Here is a 16,644-nt window from a genome sequence, read left to right as displayed (position 1 = left end):
ACCGACAACGGTGTTCGAACCGAGTCGGTCGACTGTTCGAATGCCACGACTTACCTCGGCGCTCTTGACGGGGCGGTTCCGAAGGTCCAGTCTGAGCGGTGAACATGCACGGACGAGTGATCGGCAGTCTCACGTCAGCACCTGAATCAGACCCTCAGCTACACCCGACTCGACATTTCCTGAGTAAGGGTGTACTTTTGGACGTTGCGCTGGCTGCCTCCTGTCCACCCCTCGTCTCAACCGCTGCGAAGTCAAGTACTTCTTGCTTTCTGCGACGGGTTTCGTTCGGGTTGTAACCAGCGAAATTCGAAGCAGATACAGCGGCGGTCGCAACAGTACGGAGCGGCCCGCGTGAGGTGCTGGAAGGACGCATCTTGGCAGTCTCTAGCCAGACCAAGGCAGTTTCCGGAATCCCCGGAGCCCCGAAGAGGGTTTCGTTCGCGAAAGTTCGCGAACCCCTCGAAGTTCCCGGGCTTCTTGATGTTCAAACCGATTCGTTCGAGTGGTTGATCGGCGCGCAGAGTTGGCGCGAACGAGCAGCAGCTCTCGGCGACAATGCAGTGTCCGGCGGTCTCGAAGACATCCTCGCGGAGCTTTCTCCGATCGAGGATTTCTCCGGCTCTATGTCACTCTCCTTCTCTGATCCTCGATTCGACGAGGTCAAGGCCTCGACGGACGAGTGCAAAGACAAGGACATGACCTACGCGGCGCCGTTGTTCGTCACCGCGGAGTTCATCAACAACAACACTGGTGAGATCAAGAGCCAGACGGTCTTCATGGGTGATTTCCCGATGATGACCGACAAGGGCACCTTCATCATCAACGGCACGGAGCGCGTGGTTGTCTCGCAGCTCGTGCGTTCCCCCGGTGTGTACTTCGACAAGAGCGTCGACAAGAGCACCGAGAAGGATCTGCACAGCGTCAAGGTGATCCCGGGTCGCGGCGCATGGCTCGAGTTCGACGTCGACAAGCGCGACACCGTTGGTGTCCGCATCGACCGTAAGCGTCGTCAGCCCGTCACCGTCCTGCTCAAGGCACTCGGCTGGACCACGGAGCAGATCACGGAGCGCTTCGGCTTCTCCGAGATCCTCATGGCCACGCTGGAGAAGGACAACACCGCCGGTACCGACGAGGCGTTGCTCGACATCTACCGCAAGCTGCGTCCGGGCGAGCCCCCCACCAAGGAGAGCGCGCAGACCCTTCTGGAGAACCTGTTCTTCAAGGACAAGCGTTACGACCTCGCTCGCGTCGGTCGTTACAAGATCAACAAGAAGCTCGGCCTCAACGCAGGTCAGCCGATTGTTGCTTCGACGCTGACCGAAGAAGACATCGTCGCCACCGTCGAGTACCTCGTGCGTTTGCACGCTGGTGACACCTCGATGACGGCACCGGACGGCGTCGAGGTTCCCGTTGAGGTCGACGACATCGACCACTTCGGTAACCGTCGTCTGCGCACCGTTGGTGAGCTCATCCAGAACCAGATCCGCGTGGGCCTGTCCCGCATGGAGCGTGTTGTTCGTGAGCGCATGACTACGCAGGACGTCGAGGCAATTACGCCTCAGACCCTGATCAACATCCGCCCGGTCGTCGCTGCGATCAAGGAGTTCTTCGGAACGTCCCAGCTGTCGCAGTTCATGGACCAGAACAACCCGCTGTCGGGGCTGACGCACAAGCGTCGTCTGTCTGCCCTCGGCCCGGGTGGTCTGTCCCGTGAGCGCGCCGGCCTCGAGGTTCGTGACGTTCACGCGTCGCACTACGGCCGCATGTGCCCGATCGAGACCCCGGAAGGCCCGAACATCGGCCTGATCGGTTCGCTGTCGGTGTACGCACGCGTCAACCCGTTCGGCTTCATCGAGACGCCGTACCGCCGGGTTGTCGACGGCCAGGTCACCGATCAGGTTGATTACCTGACCGCTGACGAAGAGGATCGCCACGTCGTCGCACAGGCCAACTCGGCCATCGACCGTGACGGCCGTTTCACCGACGCGAAGATTCTCGTTCGTCGTAAGGGTGGCGAGGTCGAGTTCGTCTCGTCCTCCGACATCGACTACATGGACGTTTCGCCGCGCCAGATGGTGTCCGTCGCTACCGCGATGATCCCGTTCCTCGAGCACGACGACGCAAACCGCGCCCTGATGGGTGCGAACATGCAGCGTCAGGCTGTTCCGCTGGTTCGCAGCGAAGCGCCTCTCGTCGGTACCGGTATGGAGCTGCGTGCAGCTGTCGACGCCGGTGACGTCGTCATCACCGAGAAGACCGGTGTTGTCGAAGAGGTCTCAGCGGACTACATCACGGTCATGGCCGATGACGGAAGCCGCAAGACCTACCGGATGCGCAAGTTCGCGCGTTCCAACCAGGGCACGTGCGCCAACCAGCGTCCGATCGTGGACGAGGGACAGCGCGTCGATGCCGGCCAGGTCCTCGCTGACGGCCCTTGCACCGAAAACGGTGAAATGGCGCTCGGTAAGAACCTGCTCCTGGCGATCATGCCGTGGGAAGGCCACAACTACGAGGACGCGATCATTCTGTCGCAGCGCCTGGTGGAAGAGGACGTCCTGACCTCGATTCACATCGAGGAGCACGAGATCGATGCCCGCGACACCAAGCTCGGTGCCGAGGAAATCACTCGCGACATCCCGAACGTGTCCGACGAGGTCCTCGCTGACCTCGACGAGCGCGGCATCATCCGTATCGGTGCCGAGGTTCGTGACGGCGACGTGCTGGTCGGAAAGGTCACGCCGAAGGGCGAGACCGAGCTGACCCCCGAAGAGCGCCTCCTTCGCGCCATCTTCGGTGAGAAGGCCCGCGAGGTTCGTGACACGTCCCTCAAGGTTCCTCACGGTGAGACCGGCAAGGTCATCGGCATCCGCGTCTTCTCGCGCGATGACGACGACGATCTGCCTCCCGGTGTCAACGAGCTCGTTCGCGTGTACGTGGCCCAGAAGCGCAAGATCCAGGACGGCGACAAGCTCGCCGGCCGCCACGGCAACAAGGGTGTTATCGGCAAGATCCTCCCGCAGGAAGACATGCCGTTCCTTTCGGACGGCACGCCTGTCGACATCATCCTGAACACGCACGGCGTCCCGCGTCGTATGAACATCGGTCAGGTCCTGGAGACCCACCTCGGGTGGATCGGCAAGACCGGCTGGAACGTTCAGATCGCCGCTGACGGCACTCGTCCGGATTGGGCTGCGACCCTTCCGGAAGAGATGCTCGCCGCTCCTGCCGACTCGAACATCGCCACCCCGGTGTTCGACGGCGCGAAGGAAGACGAGCTCACTGGTCTCCTCGAGTCCACGTTGCCGAACCGCGACGGCGAGCAGATGGTCGGCCCCGACGGAAAGGCCACGTTGTTCGACGGCCGCTCCGGCGAGCCGTTCCCGTACCCGGTCTCGGTCGGTTACATGTACATCATCAAGCTGCACCACTTGGTCGACGACAAGATCCACGCTCGTTCGACCGGTCCGTACTCGATGATCACGCAGCAGCCTCTCGGCGGTAAGGCCCAGTTCGGTGGCCAGCGCTTCGGTGAGATGGAGTGCTGGGCTATGCAGGCCTACGGCGCGGCTTACACGCTGCAGGAACTGCTGACCATCAAGTCGGACGACGTGGTTGGTCGCGTGAAGGTGTACGAAGCCATCGTCAAGGGCGAGAACATCCCGGAACCCGGCATCCCCGAGTCGTTCAAGGTGCTCCTCAAGGAGCTCCAGTCGCTCTGCCTCAACGTGGAGGTGCTGTCCTCGGACGGCGCTGCCATCACGATGGCGGACGGCGACGACGAGGACTTGGAGCGCGCTGCGGCGAACTTGGGCATCAACCTGTCCAGGAACGAAGCGGCAACGGTCGACGACCTCGCGAACTAGGTTTCGGTCCCCGGGTTGCTCTGTGAAAGAGCGGCCCGGGGGCGTAGTTCACATTTGAATTGGCAGTCAGGTTGCCGGGGTGACCGGCAACCGTAACCCCAACGGGGAAAGGAAGTTACGTGCTCGACGTCAACTTCTTCGATGAACTCCGCATTGGCTTGGCCAGCGCAGAGGACATCCGCAATTGGTCCTACGGCGAGGTCAAGAAGCCGGAGACCATCAACTACCGCACGCTCAAGCCCGAGAAGGACGGCCTCTTCTGCGAGAAGATCTTCGGCCCCACCCGGGACTGGGAGTGCTACTGCGGTAAGTACAAGCGTGTCCGCTTCAAGGGCATCATCTGTGAGCGCTGTGGCGTCGAGGTCACTCGCGCCAAGGTTCGTCGTGAGCGCATGGGTCACATCGAACTGGCCGCACCGGTCACGCACATCTGGTACTTCAAGGGTGTGCCGAGCCGCCTCGGTTACCTGCTCGACCTGGCTCCGAAGGATCTCGAAAAGATCATCTACTTCGCGGCTTACGTCATCGTCGGTGTCGACGAGGAGCTCCGTCACAACGAGCTGTCCACCCTCGAAGCCGAGATGCAGGTCGAGAAGAAGGCTGTCGCAGATCAGCGCGACGCCGATCTCGAGGCACGCGCGCAGAAGCTCGAAGCCGATATCGCCGAGCTCGAGGCAGAGGGCGCCAAGTCCGATGTCCGCCGCAAGGTCAAGGACGGCGGCGAGCGCGAAATGCGTCAGCTCCGTGACCGCGCGCAGCGTGAGCTGGATCGTCTCGACGAGATCTGGAGCACCTTCACCAAGCTGAGCGTCAAGCAGCTCATCATCGACGAGTTGCTGTACCGCGAGCTGGTCGACCGTTACGGCGAGTACTTCACGGGTGCGATGGGCGCAGAGTCCATCCAGATCCTGATGCAGAACTTCGACCTCGACGCCGAGGCAGAGTCTCTTCGCGAGACCATCCGCAGCGGCAAGGGCCAGAAGAAGCTCCGTGCTCTCAAGCGCCTCAAGGTCGTTGCGGCTTTCCAGACCAACGGCAACTCGCCGATGGGCATGGTCCTCAACGCCGTTCCGGTGATCCCGCCGGAGCTTCGCCCGATGGTTCAGCTCGACGGTGGACGTTTCGCGACGTCCGACCTCAACGATCTGTACCGCCGCGTCATCAACCGCAACAACCGCCTCAAGCGACTGATCGACCTCGGTGCTCCCGAGATCATCGTCAACAACGAGAAGCGGATGCTGCAGGAGTCTGTCGACGCCCTGTTCGACAACGGTCGTCGTGGACGTCCGGTCACCGGACCGGGTAACCGCCCGCTGAAGTCCCTGAGCGATCTGCTCAAGGGCAAGCAGGGTCGTTTCCGTCAGAACCTCCTCGGAAAGCGCGTCGACTACTCGGGTCGTTCCGTGATCGTCGTCGGTCCTCAGCTCAAGCTGCACCAGTGTGGTCTGCCCAAGCTGATGGCTCTCGAGCTGTTCAAGCCGTTCGTGATGAAGCGTCTGGTGGATCTGAACCACGCGCAGAACATCAAGTCGGCCAAGCGCATGGTCGAGCGCAAGCGCGTCCAGGTGTGGGATGTCCTCGAAGAGGTCATCGCCGAGCACCCCGTGCTGCTCAACCGTGCACCTACGCTGCACCGTCTGGGTATCCAGGCATTCGAGCCGCAGCTCGTCGAGGGCAAGGCCATTCAGCTCCACCCGCTGGTGTGTGAGGCCTTCAACGCCGACTTCGACGGTGACCAGATGGCTGTTCACCTTCCGCTGTCGGCAGAGGCTCAGGCCGAGGCACGCATCCTGATGCTGTCCTCGAACAACATCCTCTCGCCCGCTTCGGGTCGCCCGCTCGCTATGCCGCGTCTTGACATGGTGACCGGTCTGTTCCACCTGACGCGTCTCGACGACGGTGTCGTCGGTGAGCTCGCTGCAGCTACGTCCGAGGGTCCGGAGCAGGGCGTGTACTCCAGCCCCGCCGAGGCTCAGATGGCCGTGGATCGTGGCGCGCTGACAGTTCAGTCGCAGATCAAGGTGCGTCTGACCAACCAGCGTCCGCCGCGCGATCGCGAAGCGGAACTGTTCCCCGAGGGCTGGAACTACGGCGACGGCTGGACCGCTGTCACCACATTGGGTCGCGTGCTCTTCAACGAGCTGCTTCCGGCGGACTACCCGTTCGTCAACGAGCAGATGCCGAAGAAGCGTCAGGCAACGATCATCAACGATCTTGCCGAGCGTTACCCGATGATCGTGGTTGCTCAGACCGTCGACAAGCTCAAGGATGTCGGCTTCCACTGGGCAACGCGTTCCGGTGTCACGATCTCCATCTCGGACGTTCTGGTTCCGCCGGAGAAGCCTGCCATCATCGAGGACTTCGAGGCTCAGGCCGACAAGATCGAGAAGCAGTACCAGCGTGGTGCTTTGGACAAGAAGGAGCGCAACAGCGCTCTGGTCACCATTTGGCAGGAAGCGACCGAAAAGGTCGGCAAGGCCATGGAGGCTCACTTCCCCGACAACAACCCGATCCCGATGATCGTGAAGTCCGGCGCGGCCGGCAACATGACTCAGGTTCGTTCGCTTGCCGGTATGAAGGGCCTGGTGACAAACCCGAAGGGTGAGTTCATCCCGCGTCCGATCAAGTCTTCCTTCAAGGAAGGCCTGACCGTTCTCGAGTACTTCATCAACACGCACGGTGCTCGTAAGGGTCTGGCCGATACCGCTCTGCGTACCGCCGACTCGGGCTACCTGACCCGTCGTCTGGTGGACGTGTCGCAGGACGTCATCGTTCGCGAGACCGACTGTGGCACCGAGCGCGGCATCGTCACCACGATCTCGGAGAAGCAGGCCAACGGCTCGATCATCCGCGATGCTCACGTGGAGACCAGCACGTACGCCCGCACGTTGGCTGCTGACGCAGTCGACGAGAACGGCAAGGTCATCGTCGAGCGTGGACACGATCTCGGTGACCCCGCGATCGACGCCCTGCTCGAGGCCGGTATCACGCAGGTCAAGGTCCGTTCGGTCCTGACGTGCACCACCGGCACCGGCGTTTGCGCCACTTGCTACGGCCGCTCCATGGCCACCGGCAAGCTGGTCGACATCGGTGAGGCTGTCGGTATTGTCGCCGCACAGTCGATCGGTGAGCCCGGTACCCAGCTGACCATGCGTACCTTCCACCAGGGTGGTGTGGCCGGCGCCGACATCACCGGTGGTTTGCCGCGTGTCCAGGAACTGTTCGAGGCACGTGTGCCGAAGGGCAAGGCTCCTATCGCGGACGTCACCGGTCGGGTGCAGCTCGAAGACGGCGATCGTTTCTACAAGATCACGATCGTGCCGGACGACGGCGGCGAAGAGGTTGTCTACGACAAGCTCTCCAAGCGTCAGCGTCTGCGTAGCTTCAAGCACAGCGACGGCGAAGACCGCCTTCTGGCAGACGGTGACCACGTCGAGGTCGGACAGCAGCTCATGGAAGGTGCTGCCGATCCCCACGAGGTCCTGCGAGTCATGGGTCCGCGTCAGGTTCAGATCCACTTGGTCAACGAGGTCCAGGAGGTGTACCGGAGCCAGGGTGTGTCGATCCACGACAAGCACATCGAGGTCATCGTGCGCCAGATGCTTCGTCGCGTGACGATCATCGATTCCGGTGCCACCGAGTTCCTTCCCGGTTCGCTCACCGAGCGCGCCGAGTTCGAATCGGCCAACCGCCGCGTTGTCGCTGAGGGCCGCGAGCCCGCAGCAGGCCGTCCGGTGCTCATGGGTATCACGAAGGCGTCGCTCGCGACGGATTCGTGGCTGTCCGCGGCATCGTTCCAGGAGACCACTCGTGTCTTGACCGACGCTGCAATCAACTGCCGCTCGGACAAGCTGATCGGTCTGAAGGAAAATGTCATCATCGGCAAGCTGATCCCTGCCGGTACCGGTATCAACCGTTACCGCAACATCCAGGTTCAGCCCACCGAAGAGGCCCGCGCCGCTGCGTACGCAGTGCCCGCGTACGACGACCAGTACTACAGCCCGGACGGCTTCGGCCAGAACACCGGTGCTGCAGTTCCGCTGGACGACTACGGCTTCAGCAACGACTACCGCTAGCGGTTAGTTCGTGAGAAATCCCCCGCCTCTGATGAGGCGGGGGATTTTTCGTTTCAGGAGTTACTGCCGCTGAGGTCGGGGATGACGATCTCTTGGACGGCCCACTTGTTGCCGTCGGGGTCGGCGAAGTAGATGAATCGTCCCCAAGCCTGGTCGTCGATCGGGCTGATATCGATCCCGCGGCTCTTGAATTCGCGCTCGGCCTCTTCGATGTCCTTGACTACCACCTGCATGCCGACGACCGAACCGGGTTCGGCGTCGGTGATTCCCTTGCCGATGCAGATGGAGCAGGCGGAACCGGGTGGGGTCAGCTGGACGAACCGCAGGTTCTCGTTGACGGTGTGATCGTGGTCGGCGTTGAAGCCGAGTCGGACGTAGAAGTCCTTGGCGCGGTCGATGTCGGTGACGGGAATGGCGACCAGTTCGAGCTTGATGTCCATGACGTGCCCTTCATGTGATGGTGAATTCCGGCGACAGGTCCAGTGTTGCGGGTATTGCGGTCAGAAACGGTCCTCGATTGCGAATCGGATGAAACTTTCCGAATTCCTTGTTGCTTCGAGAGTGCTTCTCTCACTGCTCGACCGATCCCGAACCCGGAGCGGATACCCCGACTCCGCCGCTCTGACTCATACTCTCGAGCGAGCCGAAGATGCCGACGCTCTCGGCTACCACCGGTTCTGGGTCGCCGAGCATCACGCGGTTCCGGGTATCGCGAGTGGGTCGCCGGCTGTGCTTCTTGCAGCCATTGGCGCTCACACGCGCGACATTCGACTGGGCAGCGGCGGCGTCATGCTGCCGAATCATCAACCGTTGGTTGTCGCCGAACAGTTCCTGATGTTGGATGCCCTGTATCCGGGTCGGATCGATCTGGGTCTCGGCCGGTCATTGGGCTTCACGGAACCGGTTCGCCAGGCGCTACGACGGAGCAAGGACGCGCCGGACACGTTTGCCGCTGATATCGAGGAGCTGCGACGCTATCTGGACGGAACTGCCGTCGTCACGGCTCGTCCGGCGTCGCGCGGCGGGGTGCCGATCTTTGTGCTTGCCACGCGCACCGGGTTGAAAGTGGCAGCGCAGCTGGGGCTTCCGGTAGTCGTGGGTGGGCCAATGCTCGAGATCGGTGGTACCAACAGGGTGGAGGCGCTGGACCAGTATCGCCGGACTTTCCAGCCCAGCGACGCGCACCCCGATCCTTATGTCGTGGTCTCGCTCGAAGTCATGGTTGCCGATACCACCGAGGCGGCCCGTGAGCTGTTGATTCCGGAGGCGTACGCGCTCGCGGAATCGTCACGGACAGGGGAGTTTCCGCCGCTCGTGTCGGCGGAACAGATCAGGGGCGCAGCGCTCAACGATCGAACCACCAGGCGTATCGACTCGTTCGTGGCTTCGGCTATGTACGGGACCGCAATCGAGGTGAAGCAGCACTCGAGTGATCTGGCCGAGCGGACGGGCGCGGACGAGTTGCTGGCGTCGACATCGACATACGACCGCGCCGCCCTGGAACACTCGGATCACGTACTGCGCGAGGTGATCTAGCGGGGAACGTGGAACTCCAGCAGCGTGGCGGCAGCGTCGTCGAGTTCTGACCACGGGACGGGCACGGACAACACGGCGATTGCCGAAGTCGGAAACTTGTCTCGAATCCGTTGGGCTGCTTCGGAATTCTCGTTCGATGCCAGATCCAGTGCAGTCCAGGGAATTCCCGGTTCATGGCCGATGACCAGGAGCGTGCTGACATTGGCGGACGTGGTCCGGATTGCGTTGATGACGTCGGCCTGGGATCCGCCGTAGATCGACTTGTCGAAGCCTGTCGGGGCGTCGACGGCGGTCGCGGCCAGGGTGTCGACGGTGCGCCGCGACGTCGAGCACAATACGGCGTCGATGGGTGGGACGTTCTCGCGGATCCATTCGCCGCCGAGGCGGGCTTCGCGCAGTCCCCGTTCGGCGAGTGGCCGCTCGTGATCGCGAATGCCTTCGGGATAGCTGGACTTTCCGTGTCTCATGAGAACGAGGGTGCGGTGGTCTGCCATGCGTTCACGTTATCCGCTTTGTCGCTACCAGTGACGGTTACTCTGGATGGTCAGGACCTTGAAGGAGGCTTCCATGGCAGGCAAGAAGCTCGATCGCACGCATGCTCGAACGGCTCTCGAGGTGGTACGGGAAAGCCCTACCATTGCACTCATCACTGTGGCGCCGGCTGTAGTCGTCTTCGGTGTCGTGTGGTGGCTCTTCGGTTTCTGGGCCGCGATCCTTCTCGCTCTGGTGTTCGGCGTTGCGGCAGTAGCTACTCGCAAGCTGCGTTAGAGCGCACTCACCTGTGCAACGGCGCGCAGTGCATCGCCCACCAGGAACCAGACGGTGAGGCGCGAACCTTCGACGTGGCTCCGTAGGACCACGTCGTCGCCGGCGACAAGGGGTGAGAGGTATTCGATCACCGCCCGGTGAGGCGTGCTGCGCAGTGCAGTTCGGGTACTGATCACCTCTTCGACGGCTTGCCAGTAAACGGCGTTGTTGACGTGATCGAACGGGTCGATATCAGTCACACGCAGGGTGAACGGAGTGTCGATGACGCCCGGTGCTTCGACGTCCGGTGCGTTGTCGGCGATCACACGTTTCCATTTGAGGCGATGTTCGTCGGTGGATTCCTCGAGTGGTTTCATGAAGTCGTCACTCATCCGGGTGGGCATACCGGACTCTGCACTGATGTGGATCCAGAACCCTTCCGTCTCGATCAGCGCACCGTTGCTGCCGTCGAAGCGGACACGCATGTTCGCCCACCTCGTCGAGAATGCGGAGCACCACCGGGTCATGGTCAGATATTCGGGCCAGATCGCCGGACGGATGACGTCGATGACGGTTCGACGCACGATCCAGAACGGGTGAGTGTCGACGGCCTCGATGGCCTCGATGTTGTCGGTGGCGATGTCTTGCAGGTATCGGGCGACGCCGTCCAACCGGAGCGCTTTGGCCGCGTTGATGTCGCCGGTGCGCACCGGGCGTGTTTTCACGAAAATCGGTCCGCGATCGGGCTGCGGCGCGAGTGTGAGGTCTGAGTTCACGAAAGTGATTCCTGTTCGCCGAGGGGTTGCTTGAATTCTGCCAGGTGGTCGGTCGACGCAGAGATTCGAGCATCGGTGCCGATTTCTTGCGACAATAAGATTCTCTCCTCGCGCTTCGACTACGCACCTTCTGGTGTGGACGGGACTGTCATGACTCGAGCGGCGAGCACAACCTCTGTTACTGCGGTACGCACGACTACAGCACCCACGACTACGGCATCGGAATGTGGCTATTTCGACGCTACGTCCCGGTGCTGGTTCCTTGTTGCAACACCAGCGTCGCATCCGCGATTATGGCGCGAGTATCTAGACGGTGCGCGGGAGAACTATCGACATCACGGAGTCGAGAGTGTCGTCGAATACGACGACATAGTGGACGGGCTCTCGACAACGCTGTTCTTCGTGGCTCTCGACGACGTGGGACGTGTTGTCGGCGGCGTGCGCGTGCAGGGGCCGTACATGTGCGCGGACCAGGCACACGCTGTCCAGGAATGGACCGACCACCCCGGTATCGCACAGGTTTACGCCATGATCGACGGGCGTATCCCAAGTGGTGTGATCGAACTCAAGACTGCCTGGTGCGGGGCGCAAGCGGAGAGACGTGGTGAGCTGACGTCGGCATTGTCGCGCATCGCACCGCATGCGCTGTCGCTGCTCGGAGTCAGGTTCGCATTCGCGACGGCCGCGGGGTACGTACTCGACCGTTGGGCTACCTGTGGCGGCGTCATGGAGGATTCGATTCCCGGGGTTCCGTATCCGGACGAGCGGTATCTGACCCGCATGATGTGGTGGGACAAGCACACCTACGTGGACAAGACGCACCATACTCAGTTGCCGGCACTCCTGGCGGAGGCAGCCCAACTCGAGGGGGCGCAAGTGCCGTCTGACAGCTTCGCGGAAGATGGACTCGGCGATGGTGTCGGCCGGGAATGAGGCGCTCTGGCGAGCGAGAGTGTTCGACGAGCGAGTCGCCGCCGACGCTGCCTCGTTGGAAGAGGTGAGGCGACAACCGGATACGTTGGCACTCGACCATCGGGCTCGGTTCCGCGACGAGTTGTCGGGACTTCGCAACCTTCCTGATCGCCGGGTCGTCGACGAACCTTGTCGATGGGTGTACTACCCGTGGCGGCGCGAGCTGGTGGGAATTCTTGGTCCGCAATCATTTTCACTTCTCCGGTTGGACCGGAACCGGAACAAGATCACCCGTGACGAACAGGCGCGACTGAGACGGTTGCGTGTAGGAATCGTCGGGTTGAGTGTCGGGAATGTCATCGCGCAGGCTCTGGCGCTCGAAGGGTTGTGCGGCGAACTGAGATTGGCAGATTTCGACAGTATCGACCTCTCGAACCTGAACCGAATCCCGGTGGGAATCACTGACGTAGGTGTCAACAAGGCGGTGGTCGCAGCGCGGCGTGTTGCCGAACTCGACCCGTATCTTGCTGTGTCGGTGTTTACGGCCGGGGTGACGGACGCGAGCGTCGAGAAGATTGTCGACGGTCTGGATCTGGTTGTCGAGGAATGTGATTCGCTCGACGCCAAGATGTCGATACGACGGGTGGCGCGTGGTCGTGGAATCCCGGTGATCATGGAGACAACCGATCGTGGGCTGCTGGACATCGAGCGTTTCGATCTCGAGCCGCAGCGGCCGTTGTTTCACGGGCTTCTCGGGAATGTCGACACAGCAACCTTGGCCGGACTAACGGCCCAGGAGAAGATCCCCCATGCGTTGGCGCTCCTGTCGGCCGCAGAACTGTCGGCGAAAATGGCTGCGTCACTGGTCGAAGTCGGGTCGACACTGTCGACGTGGCCGCAGCTCGGAAGTGAATGCTTCGCGGGGGCATCCGCCGTGGCGACGGCGGTGCGCCGGTTCGGCTTGGGGGAGTCGCTGCCGTCCGGCCGGGTCCGGATCGACTCGGGTGCCCGACTGAATTGCCTGCATGATCCGCTGGTCGACGAGGATGGCTCGCAGAGCAATGTTCCTGAAACGAGTGTGGCGGCTGGCGCGGCACCGACAATGCCGGCCGACGGCGTCGAGGCTGTTCTCGAGGCGATCAGGTGGGCGCCGTCGGGCGGAAATGCCCAACCCTGGGCCGTCGAGGTCGATGGGCCGGTGATCCACGTTCATGCGGATCGTGATCGAACGTCGTTGATGGATCTAGAGGGCCGGGCAACCCATGTGGCGATCGGTGCTGCCGTCTACAACGCGAAGGTCGCAGCAGCGGCACACGGAATTCTTGGTGACACCGTTCTACTTCCCGATCCGGATTCGGCAGATTTGGTGGCAAGCGTCAAGCTGGGAGAAACGACGAATCAGCTTCTGGCGCAGCACTACCCGGCGATGATGGAGCGAAGTACCAATCGAGGGGTAGGTGTGCAAGCACCGATCGGCCGTGAGCTCGAGGATGCACTGCGGGGCGCCGCGCGTGATGAAGGCGGCAACCTTCATCTGTACACGGACCCGCGTGATCTTGGTGTGTTCGGGGACGTCGTGGGTGCCGCTGACCGTATCCGATACCTGACGCCGATGCTGCACGAGCAGATGATCGGCGAATTGCGTTGGCCGGGATCGGAAACAGCGAATACAGGGATCGATATCCGCACACTGGGGCTCGCCGACAGCGAGGTGGCATTCCTCGACGTCGTCAGGCGTAGTGACGTGGTGACCCGGCTGGCGCGATGGGGCGCGGGAGAAGTATTGGGGATCAGTGCTCGTGACCGCATCACGTCGAGTTCGGCATTTGGTGTGGTGATTGTGGACGGTTCCTGTCTCGACGACTATGTTCGCGGCGGTTCGGCTGCCGAAGCGGTGTGGGTGTGCGCACAGGAGCACGGATTGGGTGTGCAACCCATGTCACCAGTGTTCCTGTACGCCCGCGACGGTAGCGACTGCGCGCGATTGTCCGACCCGTTTGCGAGCGAACTCGATGCATTGCGCCTGCGCATGCGAGTGCTACTCGATCTCGGTAGCGAGGAGTCCATTGCCTTGGTGCTGCGCCTGAGTCATTGTCCACCGGAAACAGTGCGCAGTGCGCGACTGCCCGCGAACAGTATTCGACGCTGAGGCACCGTAGAGAAAGTTGCAGGAGAAATCATGGACGGACGTAGCCTCGAACAGTTGGTGACCGACGTTGCCGGTCGACTGATGCCGGCCGATTCGACGACATCGGTCGCAGCGGCCACCGAGGTCCTTCGCGACCTGGTCGAGTACTTCGGCGTCGACGTCAGCTTCCTGCGGCGCAACGATCACACGATCGGGGCGACGGTTCTGGTGGCGGAATGGCCGCAGCGCCAGGATGTTCCCGAACCCGATCCCTTGGGAGTGGTGTATTTCCGGGACGCGGACCCGGTTTTTGCGGCCGCCGAGAATGCGCGCGAAGCAGTGATCATCCGTCCCGAACCGAGCGGGTATCAAGACAGGATCCGAAGCGGCGCAGGTGTCGTCGAGACGTCGATGGCCGCCGTGCCCTTGCTGTCCGGTCCCGTCACCACGGGGGTCCTGGGATTCATCAAGTTCGGCGACCGGGAGTGGTCAACTCGAGAAATCAATGCACTCAACGCTATTGCCACTCTGTTTGCCCAATTGCAGGCGAGGGTGGCTGCGGAGGGGCGTCTGCGCTACCTGGCGGATCACGACGAGCTGACCGGACTGTCCAATCGGAGGATGCTTCTCGGTGAACTCGAACGACGTCTGCAGCCGGGGGAGTCCGGGCCCGTTGCGCTTCTGTTCCTGGACGTCGACCGGCTGAAGGTGGTCAACGATCTACTGGGACACAATGCGGGCGATGCGTTCATTCACGAACTCGGAAACCGCCTCGAAGGCAGATTTCCGGATGACGTCGTGGTCCGGCTCGGCGGTGACGAGTTTGTCATTGTCATGTCGGAACCGATGGACGCGAATGAGGCCGAAGTGGTTGCGCGCGAAGCGCAGTTGGTTGCGTCCACGCCGATCTCGCTGGGGACCGAAGAGGTGGGCAGAAGCGTGAGTATCGGTATCGCGGTGGCAAAACCGGGAGAGTGCAGCGTTGGCGAATTGCTCCGGTGCGCCGACGAGGCCGTGCTTACCGCAAAATCCGACGGAGGAAATGCGGTAGTGGTGTGCAGCGACGAGATGCGGGCAGCCAACGACGATCATGCGGAGATGGAGATGCACCTGCGCGCGGCAATTCGCGACGGCCAGTTGGAGGTGTACTACCAACCTGTTGTCGACCTGGAATCGGGTGCGATATCGGGTGTCGAAGCGCTGGTGCGGTGGAACCACCCGGTACGTGGTGTGCTTCAACCGGATTCGTTCATCGACATCGCCGAGGCTGCCAACCTGTCAGGGGAACTCGGCCGGCAGGTTCTGCGCGAAGCCTGCCGCCAACTTGCGCAGTGGAATGCGATGATTTCAGGGACGCCACTGTTCATGTGCGTGAATGTATCACCGGCGCAGTTGATTACCAGTGACTTTGTGGATTCCGTTGCAATCGAGTTGGAAACGCATGGCCTCTTGGGTAGCAGCTTGTGTATTGAAATCACGGAGCGGGCGGTGATGCACGATCTGGCTCACGTGTTGGTGACATTGCGTGGACTGGAGGAACTCGGCGTTCGCATCGCTCTCGATGATTTCGGAACCGGGTACAGTTCTTTGGCTCAGTTGAAGGTGTTGCCGGTCGACACGGTCAAGATCGATCGGGGATTCGTTCATGAACTGGGAATCGATCACGACGATCTGGCGATAGTCCACTCGATTGTCGGACTTGCAGATTCCTTCGGGCTGGACGTGGTCGCCGAAGGCGTCGACTCCGGTCGGGCGGCGCAAATACTGCTCGATCTCGGATGCCGATATGCGCAAGGATTTCTCTTCAGTCCACCGGTGAAATCCGACCGTATCGCGGCGATGCTGCGGGCCGGGCGCAGGTCGTCGCCGCCCCTACGAGTTACAACTCTGACGCCTTCACACCCGTAGTCCGACATCGACTATTGCGCGTGCGACGGCTGATACCGAAGCGTTGCACAACTGTGCGTGAGCTTGGATCAGCGCGTACGCCTCGTCGATTCCGGTGCGCCGCGCATCGGCAGTGATGCCTTTGGCTTGTTCGAGAATGATGCGCACTTTCAACGATTCCTGTAGCTGAGAACGAATCTGCTGCAGTTGATGGCGTTTCGACGCGTTGACGCAGTACCCCGTTGCCATGTTCGCCACCAGGTACGTGAAGACGATGTCGTCGGCGGACCACGGTCGTGGCTCGTGCGCGTACAGACTTACAACGCCGATCGTTTCGCCGTTGATCGACATCGGGACACTCGCAGTAGCTGCGATGTTCAACCGTCTGGCGTTCTCGGCAAATTCAGGCCAGAGATCGTGCCGTTGACGGATATCGGTGACAGCGATCCTCTCGCCCTTCTCGTATGCCGTCCGTCCGGGGCCGGATTGAAGTCCTTCCTGGCATCGTTCGATATCGGCAGCGGAATCGGCAATCGACGTGATGCATCTCAGTTCGCCCCCACTGACCAGGCTGATGCTGCCACCCGACACCCCGAGGACGTCGACGCTGTTTTCCAGCAACTCCGTCATCACGTCATCGACCACATAGACGGTCGGCAGCAGCTGCACAAAATGTGCAAGAAGATCGGCGAATTCGAGATTCATCGTGGCTACCTACT

The 16,644-nt window shown here is 61.7% G+C and carries 11 protein-coding genes; 7 read left to right on the top strand and 4 right to left on the bottom strand.

From position 1 onward, the window contains the following. The first annotated feature begins 356 nt into the window (after positions 1-356). Positions 357-3,863: a DNA-directed RNA polymerase subunit beta gene (rpoB, locus tag KYT97_RS09925; RefSeq protein WP_033236452.1), complete on the top strand. Its 3,507-nt coding sequence runs from the start codon at positions 357-359 to the stop codon at positions 3,861-3,863. Between the two features lie 119 nt (positions 3,864-3,982). After that, entirely contained in the window at positions 3,983-7,939 is a 3,957-nt protein-coding gene (locus tag KYT97_RS09920) for a DNA-directed RNA polymerase subunit beta' (RefSeq protein ID WP_045070980.1), read from the top strand. 53 nt (positions 7,940-7,992) lie between these two features. On the opposite strand, the gene KYT97_RS09915 is transcribed toward KYT97_RS09920, so the two are convergent. Beyond that, on the bottom strand, positions 7,993-8,379 hold the full coding sequence (locus KYT97_RS09915) for a glyoxalase superfamily protein (RefSeq protein ID WP_033236450.1): 387 nt from the start codon (positions 8,377-8,379) through the stop codon (positions 7,993-7,995). A gap of 88 nt (positions 8,380-8,467) precedes the next feature. Here KYT97_RS09915 and KYT97_RS09910 point away from each other — a divergent pair, with 88 nt between their 5' ends. Next, on the top strand, positions 8,468-9,475 hold the full coding sequence (locus KYT97_RS09910) for an MsnO8 family LLM class oxidoreductase (protein WP_219112171.1): 1,008 nt from the start codon (positions 8,468-8,470) through the stop codon (positions 9,473-9,475). On the opposite strand, the gene KYT97_RS09905 is transcribed toward KYT97_RS09910, so the two are convergent. Further along, positions 9,472-9,969, bottom strand: coding sequence for a SixA phosphatase family protein (locus tag KYT97_RS09905; RefSeq protein WP_033236448.1), 498 nt, complete (start codon positions 9,967-9,969; stop codon positions 9,472-9,474). The genes KYT97_RS09910 and KYT97_RS09905 overlap by 4 nt on opposite strands. A gap of 73 nt (positions 9,970-10,042) precedes the next feature. Between KYT97_RS09905 and KYT97_RS09900 the strand changes: the two genes are divergently transcribed. Continuing rightward, positions 10,043-10,243 carry a hypothetical protein gene (locus tag KYT97_RS09900; RefSeq protein WP_033236447.1) on the top strand — a complete coding sequence of 67 codons (201 nt, stop codon included), beginning with the start codon at positions 10,043-10,045 and terminating at the stop codon, positions 10,241-10,243. Here the strand turns inward: KYT97_RS09900 and KYT97_RS09895 are convergent. Beyond that, positions 10,240-10,998 carry an acyl-[acyl-carrier-protein] thioesterase gene (locus KYT97_RS09895; RefSeq protein WP_033236446.1) on the bottom strand — a complete coding sequence of 253 codons (759 nt, stop codon included), beginning with the start codon at positions 10,996-10,998 and terminating at the stop codon, positions 10,240-10,242. The genes KYT97_RS09900 and KYT97_RS09895 overlap by 4 nt on opposite strands. Before the next feature lie 150 nt (positions 10,999-11,148). Between KYT97_RS09895 and KYT97_RS09890 the strand changes: the two genes are divergently transcribed. From KYT97_RS09890 to KYT97_RS09880, 3 genes are read left to right on the top strand one after another with little or no spacing between them, the layout of a single operon-like run. Continuing rightward, positions 11,149-11,931, top strand: coding sequence for a hypothetical protein (locus KYT97_RS09890; protein WP_141484738.1), 783 nt, complete (start codon positions 11,149-11,151; stop codon positions 11,929-11,931). After that, the gene (locus tag KYT97_RS09885; RefSeq protein ID WP_245006063.1) at positions 11,900-14,059 is read left to right on the top strand and encodes an Rv1355c family protein; all 2,160 of its coding nucleotides are present in this window, start codon (positions 11,900-11,902) and stop codon (positions 14,057-14,059) included. The genes KYT97_RS09890 and KYT97_RS09885 overlap by 32 nt, the downstream gene beginning before the upstream one ends. Before the next feature lie 30 nt (positions 14,060-14,089). Then, positions 14,090-15,946: a putative bifunctional diguanylate cyclase/phosphodiesterase gene (locus tag KYT97_RS09880; RefSeq protein ID WP_045070974.1), complete on the top strand. Its 1,857-nt coding sequence runs from the start codon at positions 14,090-14,092 to the stop codon at positions 15,944-15,946. Here KYT97_RS09880 and KYT97_RS09875 read toward each other — a convergent pair. Beyond that, a complete protein-coding gene (locus tag KYT97_RS09875) occupies positions 15,935-16,630 on the bottom strand; it encodes a GAF domain-containing protein (protein ID WP_045070971.1) in 696 nt (231 codons plus the stop codon). The genes KYT97_RS09880 and KYT97_RS09875 overlap by 12 nt on opposite strands. Positions 16,631-16,644 lie beyond the last annotated feature (14 nt).

Origin of the sequence: Rhodococcus globerulus (genome assembly GCF_019334125.1) — a bacterium.
GTDB classification, from domain to species: Bacteria; Actinomycetota; Actinomycetes; order Mycobacteriales; family Mycobacteriaceae; genus Rhodococcus_F; species Rhodococcus_F globerula.
Note: the sequence above shows the minus strand (reverse complement) of the source record. Positions and strands in the feature narration are given on the sequence as shown.